Below are 18,549 nucleotides of genomic sequence, written 5' to 3'. Positions count from 1 at the left end.
TCGGAAGGTTCTTAGACTTTTTGTCGGAAACGTCGTGGTGTGGGCCTGGCCTGGAGCAAGCGAGGAGTGAGCGTGCCGCCTTCTCTCGGAGCAATCCTGCGCACTCCCCGGCTGCAGTTACGGCTGCTCCACGGCACCGACAAACTCGACACCCCGGTGCGCTGGGTGGCGGTCAGCGAACTCACCGACCCCACCCCCTACTTGGAGGGCGGAGAGCTCCTGCTGACCACGGGGATGCGGTGGACGCACGAGATGGTGGACGCCCGCGCCTACGTCCAACGCCTCGTGGACCGCGGGGTCGCGGGCCTGGGGTTCGGAATCGGGGTGGTCCACGAGCAGGTGCCGTCGACCCTGGTGGACGCGGTCGCCGAATACGGGCTGCCGCTGATCGCGGTGCCCCGCCCCACCCCGTTCATCGCCATCGGCAAAGAGGTCTCCCGCATGCTGGCGCGGGAAGAGTACGAAGGGCTGACGAAGGCGTTCGCCGCGCAGCGCCAGTTGACGCGGGCCGCTCTGCAGGGCGCAGAAGCGGTGGTGGACCGGCTCGGCGCGGAGCTGCCCGAAGGGTGGGTGCTGCTGTTGGCCCCGGACGGCTCCCCCCTGCACGCCCGGCCCGCGCAGGCCGCGTCCCATGCGGCCGGACTCGCCGGGGAGCTGCGCCGCCTGCAGGAGCTGCGCCAACCCGCCAGCGTCTCCCTGTCCGCGGATTCCCGGCACATCACTGTCCAACCGCTGGGCGTGGCGGGACGGGTCCGCGGGTTCCTGGCCGTGGGGGCGCCCCGCGCACTCGGCACTGAGGAGCGCACCCTGCTCAACGCGGCCAGCTCCCTGCTGTCGCTGGAATTGGAGCGCGGCGATTCCGCGGTCACCGACCGGCTGCGCGGCGGCCTGCTGCACGCGCTGGTGCGCGGGGCGGTGACCGTGACCGGGCCGGAGGCGGAGGCGTTGCGGGCGGCTCTGCCCGCCGAACCGGTGGTGGTCGTCGCCGCAGACCCGAGCCCGGCCGCCGTGTCGTGGGGGCGCGGCGCCGAGGAAGGCCTGGCCGCTGTGGTGGACGGCCGGTTCACGTTCCTGGGCAGTGCCCGCTCGGATCCGGCGGGCAGCCTGGCCGCGTTCACCGGGGGCCCGGTGGGCGTGAGCGAGGAGGTCGGCTACGACGCGCTTCCCGAAGCGCTGGCCCAGGCGGAGCGGGCCTTGGAGGTCGCGCAGCGCGACGCTGCCGCCCTGGTCCGCCACACCGACCTGCCAGGCGGTTTCCTGGGACTGTTGGACACCCCGGCCGGGACAGGCATGGCCCAGCGGCTGCTCGCCCCGCTGCGCGAGCACCGGGCTAGCGCGGACTTGCTGGCGTCACTGCGCGCCTATCTCGCCGCATCGGGCCGGTGGGATGCCGCAGCCGAGTCGCTGGGGGTCCACCGGCACACGCTGCGCTACCGGATCGCGCGGATCCGCGAACTGCTTCCTGGGGATTTGGACGACCCCGACTACCGGGCAGAGCTGTGGCTGGCGCTGCGGATGACGGAACGGGACTAGGCCGGTTCGGTGCGCCCCGCCGGTTGGTGGATCTTTTGCCGCATCCTGTGCCGAAACTAGCGGGTTCTTCAGGAACAGGCGGGTGGCCTCGTGTTGGGGTGGTGTTTCGACCCCGATGGCGGAATGTCGGATTCGGGGCGCGGGTGCGAGGCCACCCCAGGGCTGTGGGTGGGGACGCGAGGAGCCGAAGCCAGGGGAACGATGGTCAGGCGTGCGCTACGGGCAGTGGCGGCAGGGGTGGGCCTACTGGCGGTGCTGCTGGCGGGCGCCCCGGCGGGGGCGGCAGCGGTCCCGGCGGTGCCGTTGTCCGGTGGTGGCGACTGTTCCTGCCTTGAGGAGGTCCGCAGTGCCTGGGAGCAGTCGGATGTGTACGTCCACCACCGGATCACCGCCATGTTTCCCGAGGTCACTGCGGAAGCTGTGGCGGAGGCGTTGGGGGAGGAGACCGCGGCGCGGGTGGCGGTGGTCCTCCAGCCGCAGACCCCTCCGCCCGAACTTGCCTCCCAGCTTCACCTGGCGCAGGGACGGCAGCCGGTGGCCCTCTACACCTGGCAGGGGGACGCGTTCCGCGCCGATGTGGTGACGGGTGCGGAAGTCCCGCGGACCAAGCGGACTTTGGCGGGGCCGAGCCGCCGGGTCGCCCCCGACGACCTGCTCGTCCACGTGGCAGCCGTGGCGGTGATCCTGCGGGGGGAGGTGCTGTCTACGGCCGCGCAGCAGCTCGCGGAGACGTCGCTGTACGTGTCCCCGGGACTGTCCACGGATCTCACCGACCAGCGGATTCGCGACCTGGCGCAGCGGTTCGCTGGACTGCCGGAGCCGGTGCGGGTGGCGCTCCTGCCCCGGGACGCGGTCGAGTACGAGGGTGGGGTGGTGCGTCGCGGGGCGGGCAATATCGCGGAGCTGGTGCAGGGGCAGCGGGATGTGCCTGCCGTGGTCTACCTGGTGGACGAGAACGGGCGGGTGACCGCGGGGTCGGCGAGCAGCACGGCGGTGGGGCTGCGGTCCCAACTGGACCAGGGCAGCCTGTCCCAGATCGTGACGGGGGCCCGGGACAGCGACAGTGCCACGGCCACGCTCACCGCGCTGGCGGCGCGGCTGGAGGACGCGTCGGAGGGGAACAGTGCCGTCGAACGCCTTATCGACGTCCTGCTGTATGCGCTGCCTTTTCTCATCGTGCTGGGGGTGGGGGCACTGCTCATGATCCCGGTCCGCCAGGAGAAGGAGATCCCGTGGCCGGCCCCGCCGGTGGAGGACGGTGCCGATGCGGCGCAGCCGCACCCGCGGGGCGAGTAAACCGGATGCCATGGGCAGGAACATCATCCGGAAAACCTGTCCCCAGAGCGGGGGAAGGTCCGGCACGCTGGTGGCGGGATTCCTGGAGTGCGGGGCACGGAAATTCGAGAACCGGTGCCCCCGCAAAAATCCCATCAGGGAAATAAGGGAGAAAGTTCGCGATTTGTTCTGAGGTGTCCCCTGCAACGGAGCACAAGAGATTCCCCCGTCGATACCGGTGTAAAGGACGCTAAGTCCACGTCTTTCCTGAAGGAATAAAAACGGCATACCGTGCATTCCTGTCATGAGGTAAATTCGTCAAAGCGGCATACCGGTAATACTGGAAAATCTGACGGGCAGTGGATGTGGAGCACAAACCGCAGCGCACACCTTCCTGAACACGGTCAGACCCGATCTGACCAGGAAAGACGATCCAGAAATAAGGAAATCACCCCTGTGTCGGGGAGTACCGTGAAAGCCCGCGGAGAGGCGAGAATCAAAAGCAGCACACCGCACACTGGCACACCCAGGAGCGGAGACACGGTACGGTGTCGGACACACCCAGAATCGGAACACGGTATGAGATGACTCTGGCCCAGGCGGCGCGAATGCTCCCTACCCGGGATTACCGTTGTGCACGCGTGGTGGTACACCCCGGTTCGGAGAATCCGTCCGGATATTTTTCGCATACGTACCACACATGGGACTATCGATCGCGAGAATGCGATAAGTCGCTTTGAGTGACTCATTCGTCACCTGACAGTCCGGTTTTGGTCGGTCAGTGGGAACAGAGGTGTCACGTGCGGTTATTCCACACATTTCCTCCACCGTTCACGCCGGGGACGGGGCACGGAACGGGACGGCGATGAGGCCTCGGACACGCAGGGCGCTCCTCATCGCAGCCACCGCCCACGGCGACAGGCCCGGGTACGAGGCCACGATCCGGCTGGGCGTGGAAGCGCTGGGCTCGGCACTCACCGACATCGCGTTCGACGAAGTCCGCGCCTTGGACGACCCGGGACGCACCCGCATGGTGGAGGAGCTGCGCTCCTTCTTCTCGGCAGCGGAACCCACCGACGTGCTCCTGCTCTCGCTGCACGGCGTCGTGGTGCGGGACAGCGACGGCCGCCTGTGCTTCCCCGCCGCCCGGGGACGCCGGTTCGTCTCGGGGGCCGTGCTCTTGGACACGGTGAGCGAAGTGATCCAGACCGCCCCGGTCCGGAGCACAGTCATCCTGCTCGACTGCGGCTACAGTGGCTGGTTCGACGACGGGCCGGACGGTTTCACCGCGACAGTCCCCCAACTCGACCTGCGGCGAGCATTCCCCCGCGAAGGCTGCACCGTGCTCGCCGCCCCAGGAGTCGGCTATCCCACGGCCACACCGCTCAGCCTGCACGTGGCCCGCGCCCTGCGCGGGGCCGCACCCGACCGGGACGGCGACGGCTGGATCGACACCGGAGACCTGAGTGAATACCTGAACCGGGCGACGAGCGGGGACGCCCGGCCCGTGCTCATCACCGACGCACCCCCCGTGCCACTGGCCCGCCAGCCCGGCGGCCCGCCCACCCCGAGGCAACAACCCCACGCCAACGGCCAGCACCCCGACCCGCGGTCGCTGCTGACCGACCTGGCCGTGGTCGAAGGCTTGGACGTGGCCCGGTTCGGCGACACCGCGCTCGCCAGCCTCGCCCACGTCCCCGAACCGGGGAGAAGAGGGGACCCCGCGATCCCGATCAGCGCCGCCCCGGTCAGCGAATCCCACCACCGCGCCGTGGAGTCGGCGATGACCCGCCGCCTCACCGTGGTGGCGGCCCCGCCCGGCAACGGCGCACACACCCTGGCGACCGCAGTCGCGCACACCGCTGTCGCCTCCGGGCAGAGCGTGCTCTTCGTCGCCTCCGACACCGCGTCCGCTGACGCGTTCACCGTCGAAGTCCGCACCGAACTGGAAACAGCGCACCTGGTCGCGGGCGGACCAGCAGCGGTGCGCGGCCGCGGCTCGGGGCACGGCACCCTCCAAGAGTGCCGCACCCGTGCCGAGGAGGAGACGGAGGCGCGCACCGCCCTCTACCGAGACTGGGCCGCGGTGTGCGTGGCCCGCGCAGCTATCGATGCGATCGCTCGCATCGAACGCGACCTAGCTCTCCTCGCAGAAGCGCGCGGGCAGATCATCGCGGCCGGCTGGGATCCCAAGGCCTTGTTCCGCACCACCAGTCCACGCGAGTGGCTGCGCTGGGCGGAACAGGCCTCCCAGCGCTTCCCTTTCCGCTCCCGGCAGCGGACCGCGTCGCGGCGGATGGCGGCCGGAACCGATCCGGCCGTGCTCGCCCGGATCAGCCAGATCGCCCGCGTGGAACAGGAGTGGCGTGCCGCTTTGGACGCGCGCCGCCGCGCCACCGCTCTTGACGAGCTGTACGCGGACCTGGTCGCGGCCCTCGAAGCCCACCGCAGGTCCAGCGCCGCCTACCTCGCCGTGCACGCCCGGGCCCGCCACACCCGCAGCAGCAACGGCGCGGAACGGCCCGAGCCCACCACTCCGGTGTGGGCGGTCGCCGTGGGGCAGGACCACGAACTGCCGCCCCGCGCCGGCATGTTCGACCTGGTGATCGTGGACCGGGCGGAACGGTGCGGCATCCGCGAAGTGCTGCCGCTGCTGTACCGGGCCCGCCGCGCCCTCATCATCGGCGACCCGGCAGCAGCCGGGAGCACGCCCCTGCTCGGCAGGCGGGGCCCGGAAACCGTCTCCGCCTACCAGGCGCTGGCCCGCATCCGCACGGAAACCGGGGGCCGGGTGCTGTGGCTGGACGAGCACGACCGGGCCCAGCCTGCGATCGCTGCGCTCGCGGACCGGTGCTGCTACGGCGGCAAGTCCACGGTGCTTACCGACCCGTGGAGCCTGCCCGGGGACCCGGCCCGGCCCGTGCAGTGGCACGACGTGACCGGGGAGTATGAGACGGACGAGGACGGCTCGTATGTGAACCGCGCGGAGGCCCACCGGGTCGCAGCGGTCCTCACCGCGCTCGACCTCCGCCTCCCCGACGAAGCCACTCTCGGCGTGACCAGCCCGTTCGCGGGGCAGCGCGCGCTGCTGCGGCAGTTGACCGGCCGCCGCCGCTATTCGCGGGAGATCCGCGTGGACTCCCCGCAGGCGTTCGGCGCCCAGCCGTGCGACGCGCTCGTGGTCTCCCCCGTGCTGAGCCAGAACACCCCGCACCGCACGGTGGCGCGCACCCTCGCCACCGCCCAGTGGTGGCATCCCATCCTCACCGGCACGATCGCCCAGCTTGTCGTGGTCGGGGACCGCGCCCTGTGGGCAGCGGGCGGCGGAGTGCCCGCCGCAGTCGTGGAAGCCGCGGAGACCGGCACCGGGGAGGCCGCGGACAGCGAAGTGCCGCGCCCTCTGCTGCACGCGCTCAGCGACCTGGCCGCCCAAGTGGAGACGAATGTGGCTGTGGCCGGCTACCGCGTGGACTTGTGCGTGACCACCCCGCTCGGGCAGATGCTGATTCTCGTGGACCGCACCCGGGACGGCCGCGGCCTGCGCCGCCTGCTCGACCGGCAGCAGCGGCTGCGGGAGGTCACCGACCTGCCCGTGCTGCGCGTCCCCTTGTGGCGCTGCCTCCACAACCCCGTGGACTTGGCGAAGGAGATCCTGCTCGGCAAGGCCTGAACCTCCCCACCCCCGCACACCACGCGGATGCCGCACAACGGTCAAGTAGGGTGCAATCGCCAGCACAATCGCGTGAGGTGGCTGCGAGGAGTGGAGGAGGCGACACCACCGTGCCCGAAGGCCACACGCTGCACCGACTAGCGATCCACTTCACGAAGACGTTCGGGGGACAACGGGTACGCGCCGCCAGCCCGCAGGGGCGGTTCGCGGAAGGGGCGCAGCGGATCGACGGCCGGGTGCTGGGGGAGGCGGAAGCCCACGGCAAGCACCTGTTCTTAGGGTTTGACTCCGGCGAATGGGTGCGCGTGCACTTGGGCTTGTACGGGGCGTGGACGTTCGGGGACGCCACTGGGGAGCGCAGCCTGGGCGCGCCGCGCACCGAAGCGGGCACGGAACGGGCCTTGCAGCGGGACGCGGACGGGTTCGTGGTCCCGCCGCCCCCGACCGGGGCGGTGCGGCTGCGGCTGGTCAGCGCGGACGCGTGGGCGGACCTGCGCGGCCCGTCCGCGTGCGAGGTGATCGACCCGGCAGGCAAACAGGCGGTGCAGGCCAGGCTCGGCCCGGACCCGCTGCGCGCGGACGCCGACCCGGCCGCGGCGTGGCAGAAGATCCGCCGGTCCCGCACCGCGATCGCGGTGCTGCTCATGCGCCAGGACGTGATCGCCGGGGTAGGCAACATCTACCGGGCCGAGTCCCTGTTCCGCGCGGGCATCGACCCCTACCGACCGGGCCGCGACCTTACGGAACCCCAGTGGGAGGCGCTGTGGGCGGACCTGGTCCACCTGCTGCGCGACGGGGTGCGCGACGGCCGGATCATCACCACCCGCCCCGAGCACCGCACCCATCCCGGACCGGACATCCCCCGCGAAGAAGCCCACTATGTGGCCTACCGGACCGGGCAGCCGTGCCGGGTCTGCAGCACCCCGATCCGCTCCGCCGAGCTGGCGGGACGCTCCCTCTACTGGTGTCCGGGCTGCCAGACCGGGTGAGCAGACCGCTTAGTAGGGGGAGACTTCGCTGGTGATTTCCCAGGCGATCTCTTCGGCGAGCTCGTCGGTGAGTTCAGCGCCCGCGAGGCGTTCGGCGAGCTTCCGCGCGTGGTAGACGGTGCGCATGCCTTTGACGAGGGCTTCGCCCGCGCTCATCACCGCGTAGTCGTCCCACACGTCCGGGTCGATCGCCAGCACCGCGATGTCGTCGTTGTACGGGATCGCATCCATGTCGTGTGCCTCGTACAGTTCGCGGATGTGGTCGGCCTCCACCACGGGCACGTCCCGTTCCGCGAGGTAGACCTCGGATAACGCGTCGGCCTGCTCCGGTTCCAATGCGGCCGGGTTGTAGCCGAACTCTGCCGCGTACCGGGTCAGCCGTTGGGCGATCGCCACGGTTTGCCGTTTCACCGCTTCCGGGCTGGCCGGACCGTAGCTTGAGTTGCGGATGCGGGCTGCCAGGGTACGGACATCCACCGCTGTGCCCCTCCTTCGAAAGCCGTGCCACCAGGGGCGAAACAAGGCAGTCAGACGCTCATTATTCCTGGCTTCCGCCCGGGCGTTGCGCGTGCCGCCCGCTGCCGTACTGGGGCCCGCGGGGCCGGTCCCGGGCCGCCGCTCCCCGCAACGGGGGACGGCGGCCACGGCGCGGCCCACGGCTGTTCATGGCCTGCTGCGCGCGGCTTCCGAGCCGAGTTTCGCGGGCAGGTCGGTGATGGGCAGGGACAGGTCGGGTTCGGGGACGACCACGACCCCTTCGTCGTTTATGTCCGCGGGACCGGGGATGGTGGTGCCGGGCAGGGCCACTGCTGCGCTGCCCCACGACACGGCGCGCCGCAGCCGTTCTTCCGGGGCACCGTCGTCGAACAGGAAGCCCGCGAGCGTGCTGTCGCCCGCGCCCACGGTGCTGCGCGGCACGATCGGCGGTCCGCCCGCCCACCAGAAGCGGTCCGGTTCCACGAGCAGCGCCCCGTAGCTGCCCAGGGTGACGAGGGCCGCGTCGTTGCCCCAGGACAGCACTTCCCGGGTGGCGTCCACCACGTCGCCGAGGGTGGTGAGTTCCCGGTCGAGGAGTTCCGCGAGCTCGTGGTGGTTGGGTTTGAGCAGGTTGGCTGCCCCGGCCCGCGCAGTCACGGCGAGCGGCTCCCCGGAGGTGTCCACGGCGATCGGCACCCCGTAGCGGCGGGCCAGCACGGACAGCCGCACATAGAAGTCGGTGGGGGTGCCTTGCGGCAGGCTGCCGCCCGCCACGAGCCACTTGGGGTGGTGCCGCAACTGGGATTCGACGGCACGCAGCAGGGCCGCGACTTCGGCTTCGCTCAGCGATGCGCCGGGCACGTTGAGCTGGGTGGTGGTGCCGTCGGCTTCCGCGGTGGTGATGTTGCACCGGGTGACCGCGGCAACGGGAACAGTCACCGCGGCGATACCGTGCTCGCCGAGCAGGGCGGTGAGCTGGGCTCCTTCCGCACCGCCGACGGGAAGCACGGCAACCGTCTGGACACCGTGGTTGCGCAGGGCACGGGAGACGTTGACGCCTTTGCCTCCGGCGTGCGCCATCGCGTTGTGGATGCGAATGACCGCACCGCGCACGTAGGTGTCAATCTCCAGGGTGCGGTCGACACTGGGATTGGGAGTAACTGTGAGGATCATGCGCCCTCTCTTCAGGGTCGGCGGTGGTCGATCCCGGACGCCGCTCTCGCCCGGGAGTCGCGTGCTCCTCACACCTGGGAGCGCTCTCATCGTAGACAAAAAGGTCTAAACCAATCTGGGAGCGGGGATGAACGGTCGGTGCCGTCCCCCCTTTTCCTGCTGCAGGGGTGCGTCAACAGGGGCGCGGCAGGGTAGAGGCGCGCCCGGGGTTGCGTACCGTCACCGTACTGTTACCGGTGTGCGCGCGAAAGTGCGGGGGTGTTCTAGGCCCCTGCCGTACCGCAATCCCCAGAGGATCAGGAATGATCGTTTCCGGTGCATCCGCGGGTGCGCCGGGCCGGGAGTACCGCGCCCCCGGTCGAACAGCCACGTTGGAATACGACAACAGAGATTCAGGAGTCTGCCATGGCGCTCGTCTCTCACGCCCACACCGTGTGGGAGGGGACCCTGTTCGAGGGCAGCGGAACGGTCTTCTTCGACTCGTCCAACCTGCCCCAGCAGAAGGTCACCTGGAAGGCCCGTGCCGAGGAGCACGGCGGCCTCACCAGCCCCGAGGAGCTGATCGCGGCCGCCCACTCGTCCTGCTTCTCCATGGCGTTGAGCAACGCCCTGGCCAAGGCGGGCACCCCGGCGAAGTCGCTGCACACCGAAGCCCAGGTCACCTTCCAGCCGGGTGAGGGCATCAAGGGCATCCACATCGTGGTCCGCGGCGAGGTCCCGGGGATTTCCGCCGACGACTTCGTCAAGGCGGCCGAGGGCGCCAAGGAGAACTGCCCGGTGAGCAAGGCGCTGGCGGCCACTCCCATCACCTTGGACGCGGCCCTGAAGTAACCCGCTTCCCGTTGCGGGGCGGGTGGTCCTTGCCCGTCCCGCAACGCAGCCGCAGCGTTTCAGGCTAGGTGTCTCGGCCCGGTACTGCCCCCGCAGCCGGGCTGGCGCGGCACGGCATTCCGGCCGCGGGCACGAAAAAAGCGGCGCTGCCGCCGCACACACGGGATGGATACCGGCTCCGGCTGGCAGCGCCTGCCCGCGCTGCCGACCGGAGCCGTGTCGACGCCCTGCCCGGAATCGCGGGCAGCGGGGTCAGTTCAACAGCCGGGGCGGGATGACTTCTTTGCGGAGAGCGTGCAGCACGTCGTCCAAGTCCCCCAGGTGGCCGACGTGCTCAGTGCGGTTCCGCACCTCAGCGCGGATCGCTTCGAGCACGGTCGGGCTCTGCAGCGCCTCGGCGAGCGGCGCACCCAGCAGCGCCTTCCGCCATTTGAGCAGCGTGTCCAGCCGTCCGCTCACCACTCCGGCGCGGCTGATGTGGAACAGCGCGTCCACTTTGGCCTTGGGGTCGGCGTCGCCGAGCAGGTCCACCTCGAGGATCCGCATGGGGGAGTCCTCAGCGGTCTCCGCGTAGTAGACCTCCCAGTTGCGGCCGTTGGTGAGCACCAGCCATTGGACGCCTTCCTCCGCAGCGCTGAGCCGGGCGGGGCGCAGGCTGCGCGCGTTGAGGTCTTGGCCGCAGCGTTTCACTTCGACGAGGGCGAAGACGTCGTCCCCCACCTTCAGCCCGTAGTCGACGGACTCGTTCTTGGTGCGGTATTCGGTGGTGACCTCGTCGTACTTGTTGTAGCCCAGCCCGTCGCTGAAGAAGTCGGTGACCAGCAGCCGGGTGTCGCCTTCGTTGGCGTCCCGGTCGATGAGGTCCTGCAAGGGCCCGGTGAACCGCTCCAACGCTGCGTGGAGTTGGCCGCGGACGTCGGCTTCCCACTGCGGGAGAGGGGCTTCGGGGCTGGCGAATTCTCCGGTCCAGGTCAGTACCTGAGTCGCGTCCGGGTCCATTGACGTCTGAAATCCCATTCCGTGCGTTGTCGGGCAGAACGTTAACCGTCGGACCATTATCGGCCACCCCTGCCGCATTCCTCTGCGGGAACGGGGAACCGGGAACCTCACCGGTCACACCAGCCCCAAAGAGTGATGTACATCACAGTAAATGGGGGTGGTGGGGAACGCCATTACCGGAAACGCGCAGAAAAACACCGGGAAAGCAAGCTCGTGCCAGTGGTGCGGCCGACGAGCAGCGGAACGGTCACCGCGACGCGAATTCCAGCGGGTCGCTTTCCCCGATCGCACCCAGGTCGTCGGAGCCGACAGAGAACTCCCGGTCCGGGTACAAGGCGATGAGGCCGATCCAGTCCCGCACCGTCGCCCCCGGCGGCAGCTCCACCGGCGTGCTGCCGGGACGCCGGGACGCACTGATCACCTGGGCGAACACCCCCGTGGTGATAGTGGCGACCACGACGGGACGCCCATAGGCGCGCAACCGGGCGAACACGTCCGCGGCCAGGTGCTCCGGCGAGCACACCACGACCGTGGAGCGGCCGCGGGCATCCCGCACCTGGGGATGCCGCAGCAGGTATTCGATGAACCGGGGAGTCATGCGGGCGTGCTCCACCAGGAGCGCGGCGATGCGCTGCGTGTCCTCCCGCCCAGGCAGCACATCGAAGTCCACGTCGACGTTGACGTGTACCGGCGGCACCCCGTGCCGGAGCAGCCAGTTGATCTCGGTGGCCTCGTCCCGCGTGGGCCGGTCCTCCCCGTCGTCCAAGCCGATACCGCGCAGCCAAGCGTTGACGTCTGACCACAGCCACACCAGGGACCGGCCGACCGTGCCTTCCGGGGCGGGGAAGGGGACACCGTCGCGGCGCTGCCCGTGGATCCACTGGGTGACGTTCTGCCTGCTGCGGCCGGTGCGTTCCGCGATGTCGGACACGCCGACCAGGTCGGGGTCGAGCCGCAGGATCCGCATGCCGGGCACAAGGGCGCGCGCCCGCGCCACTACGGACCCGGCCGCAGTCACCGCGTCGGGCCCGCTGCCCGACACCGTCATGCGGTGCACGCCGTGCGAGCAGGACAGCACGGCGTCGAGTTCGTCAGTGAGAGCGTTGACGGCGGCGTGGTCGTCGAGAGTGATCCCGTCGACCACGAAAATGAATTCGTAGTCGGGCAACAGCGGTCCCTTTCCGAAGGGTGGGCGCAACGGGCGGGGGAAGGCAGGCGCCCAGCCATGGTCCAGTCTCGCATCGCTGTTGACAAACGTCAACGCGACGAGGTGGGGGAGCTGTCCGACCGGGGCCGGAGCCGACGCGGATCGTCCTGCGGCAGCGGGCAGCGCCGCGCCTCCCGCAGGATGCGCCGGGCCGCCTGACCCGGATTGCGGGGCGTGCCCGGCACTTGGATAGCGGAACACCCGCACGGGCAGTGCAACCGCCCCCAGTGACCTTCCCCGCGGAGCGTCCACCCGTCCGCCACCAGGGCACGCAGCACGTTGCGGACCTCGCTCTTCTGGTGCGCGGAGGGGCTGAGCTCCTTACCGGTCACCTGTGGGACTCCCGACCTGTCGAAGGGGGTGCGGCCCAGCGGGCGCCGCACCGGTGCAGTTCCCCGTGAAACATCTCGGCCACGGACAGAGTACGGGGAAACCCAGTATTCCAGGAGAAACCCCCTAGAGCCGCACCTAGCGGCCGTACCCGGCAAACCGGCCCCGCATACCTCTAACGACCTGGGGTGACACCGCTGAATGGCTCCGAACCCCACCATTCCCGCCGACACATGGCAATGACCCGAAAATTCCGTTTTCGCTCTCATTAAGGGGGAGAAAGGCGTACGATCCTCGGGGCAGGCCATTCCCCGGAGGTTTTCTATGGTTTTCCACTACGGCCGTCTCACCAGGGACGGAGGAACGGATCCCCGCACACTGGTTTTCGCCTGCCTCGCCGTGCAGACCACCGGCTTGGACGTGACGTGGGGAGCACGACTGTGCGAGGTGGCCGTGGTGCGGATGCGCGGCGACGGCACCGTGCTCGACGAATACGCCACCCTCGTCAACCCGGGAACGCCGCTGGGAAACACGGAACTCCACGGCATCACCGACGCCTGGATGGCGGGCGTGCCCGGATTCGAGCAGATCGCCGGGGACCTGGTCCGCTACCTCAACGACGCGGTCGTCGTCGGCTACGACCTGCCCGCCATCGACAAATTCCTCGCCGCCGAGTTCGACCTGCTCGGCATCCCCGTCACCGGGCTCCCCGGCCTGTGCGCACTGCAGACGTGCCGCACCCACCTGGAACACGCCGACTACCGGTTCGACTCGCTGTGCCGGGCCTTGACCGGCCAGTGGCCGATCGCGGAACGCTACGCCCTCGAGGACGCCCGCCTGCTCGCCGCCATGGTGGCGAGACTCGTCGACACCGCCCCGGAACCGCTCGGCTGGGAAGGACCCGTGTCCGCGGTGCCGCCGATGCTGGCATGCGGGGGCGACATCGCGCCGCGCGCCGCAACTCCGCGCCGCGGCACTCTCGACCACGTGGACCTGCTCGTGGACCGCCTTCCCGCCATGCAGGACGCGCCGCCGCCCCGCGCCGACGGGCTCGCCAACTACCGCATGGCCGTGGAACGGTATGCCGCTCAAGGCACGGTCACCGCGGAAGACGCGGAACATTTAGCGATGCTGGCGGCCCGCGCCGGGCTCACCCAGCACACCGCCCGCGAAGTCCACCAGGAGCTCCGCCACCTGGTCCCCCAGCATGCCGGAGCGGCCGCGGGCATCCCCGCCAGCCCGGTCGCGGCATCACCCGGCAGCGGGCCGAGCGGGATCACGGTGCCGGAGACGCGCGACCTGTGGCGGCTGCGCGAACTCACCCCGGAGGAGTACCGCGCCCGCTACACCGACCTGCACGGGGACATCCCCGAGGACTTGGTCATCGAAGCGCCGGAAGCCGCCGTCCGCAAAAAAGAGGCGAAACCGCGGCGGGGGACGGCAACCGCCCTGTTCGTGGCCGTTCTCGTCGTGCTGGCCGTGGTCTGGCAGGTCATGGTGTGGTCGGTGTAACCGCACCCGCCCGGCGCGGGACGCACCGCACCCCTGCCCCGCCCCACTGTGCGCGGCAGGGCACCGAGGGCTTTGCCGCAGTCCCCGGCACGCATGCGGCCGCACAGCACGACACGACGGCCGTTGCCCCCAGGCTGTGGACGACCCCGAGGTGCCTGCCCACTTCTCTTCCCGGTTGTCCGCTTCGTCTGGGAAACCGTCTGTGCAGGTCGCTATCCTTCGCCAATAACTGGGTCCGTATCAGGGAAGGGCGTCGATGACCGACCGGTGGTGGGGGGAACGCTCCGAACATCCATGGGAGCAGGAAGCTCTCGAACACATCAAAGCGCTCATGCCGCAGCGCGACCCCTACCGGGCCTGGCAGTGCTTCTCGTTCACCGCCGCGTCCGGGCAGATCCGCGAATGCGACCTGTTCATCGTCACCCCAGCCGGGGCGTTCCTCGTCGAAATCAAAAGCCAGCCGGGACGGGCCATCAACCGCGGCAGCACGTGGACGTTCTACGGGGACCGGGTCCGCACCATCGACAACCCGCTCTACCTCACCGACAAGAAAGCCAAAGAGCTCAAAAGCCAACTGGAGTGGGCCGCTAAAAAGCTCGGCATCCGCGACTACCGGTCGCCGTACTTCACCCCCGCCGTCTTCCTCTCCGCCCCCGACCTGCGCTGCGACTTCGACGAAATCCAGCGGCAGCACGTCTACGGCCGCGAAGGACTGGACAAGCAGACCGGGCTGCCCGGGATTTGGAGCGGCCTGCTGAACCGGCGGACCCACCGCAGCCCCGACCCCGTGTTCTTCCGCTCCATCACCCGGCTCATGGAAACGATCGGGGCGAAAGCGATCCGCCGCGACCTGACGGCCGGCTCCTACACTCTCCAGCGCCGGGCGTTCGACAGCGGACCCACGTGGACCGACTACCTGGGCAAGCACACGGTTATCACCAACAAGCACTCCCGGGTGCGGATCTACCACTACCGTCCGGACGCCGACGAGCAGACGAAGAAATCAGTGCTGCGAGCCGCGGAACGCGAATACCGCTCCCTGGTCGGGGTCGCCCACGAAGGCATAGTCAAAGCCGAAGACTTCGTCGAAGTCGAGGGCTACCGTCCCGCGGTCGTGTTCGAACACCGCGAAAGCTGGCAGCGTCTCGACCACTTCATGCAGGAGAAAGGCGCCGACCTCGACGTCTACACCCGCGTGGAGATGGTCCGCCAGCTCGCCGAAGCAGTCAACCACGCCCACCGCAACCGGCTGTTCCACCGGGCGCTCGCGGCCCGCAGCGTCTGGGTGGAACTCGACGGCCACTATCCGCGGCTGCGGATCGCCGACTGGCAGACCGCGGCCCGGCAGGGGATCGGCAGCCTCGGACACACCCAGCACGTCGGGCAGACCACGGTGCACGCCCTCGTCGAACACATTGAGGCCGCCGCCCAGGCCTACCTCGCCCCCGAAGTCAACGCTCCCAACAGCGACCCGCGTGCCTTGGACATGTTCGGCCTGGGGGCGCTCACCTTCCTCATCCTGACAGGGCAGCCGCCGGGCAACGACCGCCGAGAGTTCAACGAACACATCCGGGAGCACGGCGAACTCTCCCCTGCCGCGGTGAGCGACGACATCCACCCGCTGATGGACACCCTGGTGCGGGAAGCGACCCGGCTCATCCCCACCGAACGCACCTCATCCCCCCGCGAGTTCCTGCGCCGTCTCGAAGAAATCGAGGAGCTGCTCACCCGGCCCGAGGTCGTCACGAGCCCGTTGGAGGCCACCAAAGGCCAGGAGATCATCGACGGCTGGAAGGTGGAGAGCGTCCTCGGCAAGGGCGCCACGTCCCGCGCCCTGCTCGTGTCCCGCAACGGCGAACAGCGGGTTTTCAAAGTGGCGGTGAACGACAGTGCCGCCGCCAAGCTCCGCCGGGAAGCGGAACAGCTCCGCAGGCTCCGCGACCGCCGTATTGTCGCGGTGATCGGCGACGACCCGGTCATGACGATCGGCGAGCACACCGTGCTGCAACTGGAACTGGCCGGGGAGGTCACGCTCGCCGACTACCTGCGCCAGGAAGGCAACCTCGGTATCGAGGAGCTGCGCCGATTCGGCATCGACCTGTTCGAGATCGCCGACTATTTGGAAGACCAGAAGGTTTTCCACCGCGACATCAAACCCGCCAACCTGGGCGTGCGGGAACGCACCAAGAAGAGCCGCGAACTGGTGCTGTTCGACTTCTCTCTCGCGGGCACCAGCACCCGGGAAACCCAGGCCGGCACCCCCGGATACCTGGACCCGTTCCTCGCAGAAGGCAACCGCAGCTACGACAGCGCCGCGGAACGCTACGCCATCGCCGTGACCTTGCACGAGATGGCGTCCGGCGACCTGCCGGTGTGGAACGAGGAGGGGGTCGAACCCCACCTGCTGCCGGACAGTGTCGAATACCCGCGGCTCAGCGAAGAGGACTTCCCCGACCAGGTGCGCGCCTCACTCACCGAGTTCTTCCGGCGTGCCCTGCACCGCAGACCCGAGCAGCGGTTCGCCACGCTCGCCGACATGCGCGAAGCGTGGGAGCAGGCGTTCCAGAACATCGAAGCCTCCCCGGTCACCACCCCGGACAGCCTGGAGCTGGCTGAGGTGGACGACGAGGCCACGCGGCGGCGCAACGCAGAGAACGCCACCGCGGACACGCCGCTGGTCGTGGCCGGGCTGAGCCCGGACGCGCTGGACGCCGCAACCCGCCTGCTGCGCTGTGAAACCGTCGGCGACCTGTTGAAGAAACCGGTTGCGGAGATCCGCCGCCTGCGCGGCGTGCCGCTGCGGGCCCGCAACGAACTGGCCCGCCAAGCCAACCGGTGGCGCAGGAAGCTGGCGCACGCCGAACCGCTGCCGAAGGTCAGCGCAAAACTGTCCGTGGACGGTGCCAGCGAGGAAGAGAAGGAGCTCGCTCTCGAGAACGCGAGCCTCGACAAGATCATTCGCCAGTTCCTGCCGAAGACCACGGAACGGAACCGCGACTGGGTGCGCACTGTCCGGGAGCTGCTTGGCCTCCCCGAGGACGCTCTCGCCGAACCGGTGTGGCGCACCCAGAAAGAGGTGGCCAGGCGGCTCGGCTTGCAGCAGGCCACCGTGTCCCGGCATTTGGCGGAGGCCCGCCAGTACTGGGTGAAGAACACTCCTTCCCAGCTGCGTACCGCGGTCCGCGACGACATCGTGGAGATCCTGGAACGCCACGGCCGGGTCCGCGAGGTGCGGCAGATCGCGGACGAGCTGCTGAGTAAACGGGGGACGAGCGCAGAAATCCCGGAGACCCGGAAAGCGTATGCGCTGGCCGCGATCCGCGTGGTGACCGAATGCGAAGAGCGAAAGCAAAAAGAGTCGCCCGTGTTTGTGCTGCGCCGCCTCTACACGCACAGCGACACCCCGAAGGTGCTGGTCGCCCAGGTCATCGAGAACGACCCGACCGTTCCCGTCGAGGCCGACCTGCTCGACTATGCGGCGGCCTTGGGTCGGGAAGCCGACCGGATTGTCCGGTTCGACGATGACGCGCCGCTGCCTTCCCCCGCCGAGGTGCGGCAGCGGCTGCGCGGGGTGCCCACCAAACCGGGCATGGCCCCGCTGTCCGACGTGGACTTGGTGACGCTGGCCGCGGCAGCCTCGGAGAACGCGCAGGCCACCGCGCGCCTGGAGTTGTATCCGCGGTCGTTGAGCCTGAAACGGGTGCTGGACATCGTCCAGGTCGCCAGCTATCTCGGCGAGCCCGGCATCACCCCGCAGCAGATCGTCGACCGGGTGCGGGCCCGTTTCCCGCACATGGACCCGCCTGGCGTGCACGTGATCCGTCGGCAGCTGCGCGAAGACTTCCCCAACCTGGAGTCCCGGACGGCCTCGGACGGCACCGAGTACTGGTATCTGCCACGCACCGCGATCACCAGGTCCATCACCTATTCGGCGATCAGTGCGGGCGGCGGATACGAGCCGCCGAGCGAGCATGAGAGTGCCCGCCGCCGCCTCGACCAGGCGGTGGCCCGCGGCGGCTACCTTGCCGTGAAGACGTGGATGTCAGAGGCCGAACGGGTGGCAGAGCTGTTGGCTTCCCGGCCGGATGTGGCGGCGTTCGACGCGTCTGCGGAGTTCGTGCGGGTCGTCACCGAGATGATCAACCAGTACGGCGGCCCGCCATGGGATGTGGTGGTCGCCGCTGACGTGCCCGGCGGCCCGCCCGAGTTCGGGAACATGGTTGCCGAGGCGTGCATGATTCTCGGCGACCGGATCCGCGCCGCGGGACAGGACCGGCCTGTGTTCGTGTACGGGGCGACCCCGCTGGCCCGCTACCCGGCAGGCCGAGACTTGCTGCGCACGCTAGCCCAGCAGGCCCGGGAGAGCGGCACCGCCCCGTACGGCCTGTGGCTGCTGTGCCCGATGGGCAACCCGTACCGTCCGGCCCGGCTCGACGACGAACCGGCGGGCGCGATCACGGATGCGGAACAGTTGCGGCTGCCCCGCGGTTTCGGCGCAGAAGAACCGGTTTTGGTGGGGTGACAGCGGACGCACCCTGGCATGGGGGAGGCCA

The 18,549-nt window shown here is 69.5% G+C and carries 12 protein-coding genes; 7 read left to right on the top strand and 5 right to left on the bottom strand.

The window, feature by feature from the left end:
• The first annotated feature begins 72 nt into the window (after positions 1–72).
• From CW348_RS06115 to CW348_RS06100, 4 genes are all read left to right on the top strand, one after another.
• The gene (locus CW348_RS06115; protein WP_011291138.1) at positions 73–1,533 is read left to right on the top strand and encodes a PucR family transcriptional regulator; all 1,461 of its coding nucleotides are present in this window, start codon (positions 73–75) and stop codon (positions 1,531–1,533) included.
• A 201-nt stretch (positions 1,534–1,734) separates the two neighbouring features.
• Complete coding sequence (locus CW348_RS06110; RefSeq protein ID WP_104612527.1) at positions 1,735–2,829, top strand: hypothetical protein; 1,095 nt, start codon at positions 1,735–1,737, stop codon at positions 2,827–2,829.
• 844 nt (positions 2,830–3,673) lie between these two features.
• On the top strand, positions 3,674–6,478 hold the full coding sequence (locus CW348_RS06105; RefSeq protein ID WP_011291140.1) for a DEAD/DEAH box helicase: 2,805 nt from the start codon (positions 3,674–3,676) through the stop codon (positions 6,476–6,478).
• A gap of 110 nt (positions 6,479–6,588) precedes the next feature.
• Positions 6,589–7,467, top strand: a complete 879-nt coding sequence (locus CW348_RS06100; protein ID WP_011291141.1) for an Fpg/Nei family DNA glycosylase — start codon at positions 6,589–6,591, stop codon at positions 7,465–7,467.
• 9 nt (positions 7,468–7,476) lie between these two features.
• Here the strand turns inward: CW348_RS06100 and CW348_RS06095 are convergent, their stop codons facing one another.
• Together CW348_RS06095 and pfkB are read right to left on the bottom strand one after the other, a co-directional pair.
• Positions 7,477–7,944: a hypothetical protein gene (locus CW348_RS06095; RefSeq protein ID WP_011291142.1), complete on the bottom strand. Its 468-nt coding sequence runs from the start codon at positions 7,942–7,944 to the stop codon at positions 7,477–7,479.
• Positions 7,945–8,130: 186 nt separating this feature from the next.
• Positions 8,131–9,117 carry a 1-phosphofructokinase gene (pfkB, locus tag CW348_RS06090; protein ID WP_016188294.1) on the bottom strand — a complete coding sequence of 329 codons (987 nt, stop codon included), beginning with the start codon at positions 9,115–9,117 and terminating at the stop codon, positions 8,131–8,133.
• Positions 9,118–9,522: 405 nt separating this feature from the next.
• On the opposite strand from pfkB, the gene CW348_RS06085 reads away from it, so the two are divergent.
• On the top strand, positions 9,523–9,948 hold the full coding sequence (locus tag CW348_RS06085; protein WP_011291144.1) for an OsmC family protein: 426 nt from the start codon (positions 9,523–9,525) through the stop codon (positions 9,946–9,948).
• Between the two features lie 252 nt (positions 9,949–10,200).
• On the opposite strand, the gene CW348_RS06080 is transcribed toward CW348_RS06085, so the two are convergent.
• From CW348_RS06080 to CW348_RS06070, 3 genes are all read right to left on the bottom strand, one after another.
• Positions 10,201–10,947, bottom strand: a complete 747-nt coding sequence (locus CW348_RS06080) for a hypothetical protein (protein ID WP_011291145.1) — start codon at positions 10,945–10,947, stop codon at positions 10,201–10,203.
• A 247-nt stretch (positions 10,948–11,194) separates the two neighbouring features.
• Entirely contained in the window at positions 11,195–12,115 is a 921-nt protein-coding gene (locus CW348_RS06075; RefSeq protein ID WP_011291146.1) for an AlpA family transcriptional regulator, read from the bottom strand.
• Between the two features lie 89 nt (positions 12,116–12,204).
• The gene (locus CW348_RS06070) at positions 12,205–12,486 is read right to left on the bottom strand and encodes a hypothetical protein (protein ID WP_081430390.1); all 282 of its coding nucleotides are present in this window, start codon (positions 12,484–12,486) and stop codon (positions 12,205–12,207) included.
• Between the two features lie 322 nt (positions 12,487–12,808).
• Here CW348_RS06070 and CW348_RS06065 point away from each other — a divergent pair, with 322 nt between their 5' ends.
• On the top strand, positions 12,809–13,996 hold the full coding sequence (locus CW348_RS06065) for a 3'-5' exonuclease (RefSeq protein ID WP_104612528.1): 1,188 nt from the start codon (positions 12,809–12,811) through the stop codon (positions 13,994–13,996).
• A 256-nt stretch (positions 13,997–14,252) separates the two neighbouring features.
• Positions 14,253–18,518, top strand: coding sequence for a BREX system serine/threonine kinase PglW (gene pglW / locus CW348_RS06060; protein WP_104612529.1), 4,266 nt, complete (start codon positions 14,253–14,255; stop codon positions 18,516–18,518).
• Positions 18,519–18,549 lie beyond the last annotated feature (31 nt).

This window comes from Thermobifida sp., from assembly GCF_017577275.1.
In the GTDB taxonomy this organism is placed as follows: domain Bacteria; phylum Actinomycetota; class Actinomycetes; order Streptosporangiales; family Streptosporangiaceae; genus Thermobifida; species Thermobifida fusca.
Note: the sequence above shows the minus strand (reverse complement) of the source record. Positions and strands in the feature narration are given on the sequence as shown.

Coding starts and splice junctions, on each gene's coding strand:
- pfkB (WP_016188294.1), bottom strand. CDS start 9,117: ATGATCCTCACAGTTACTCCCAATCCCAGTGTCGACCGCACCCTGGAG.
- pglW (WP_104612529.1), top strand. CDS start 14,253: ATGACCGACCGGTGGTGGGGGGAACGCTCCGAACATCCATGGGAGCAG.
- CW348_RS06065 (WP_104612528.1), top strand. CDS start 12,809: ATGGTTTTCCACTACGGCCGTCTCACCAGGGACGGAGGAACGGATCCC.
- CW348_RS06105 (WP_011291140.1), top strand. CDS start 3,674: ATGAGGCCTCGGACACGCAGGGCGCTCCTCATCGCAGCCACCGCCCAC.
- CW348_RS06080 (WP_011291145.1), bottom strand. CDS start 10,947: ATGGACCCGGACGCGACTCAGGTACTGACCTGGACCGGAGAATTCGCC.
- CW348_RS06085 (WP_011291144.1), top strand. CDS start 9,523: ATGGCGCTCGTCTCTCACGCCCACACCGTGTGGGAGGGGACCCTGTTC.
- CW348_RS06110 (WP_104612527.1), top strand. CDS start 1,735: ATGGTCAGGCGTGCGCTACGGGCAGTGGCGGCAGGGGTGGGCCTACTG.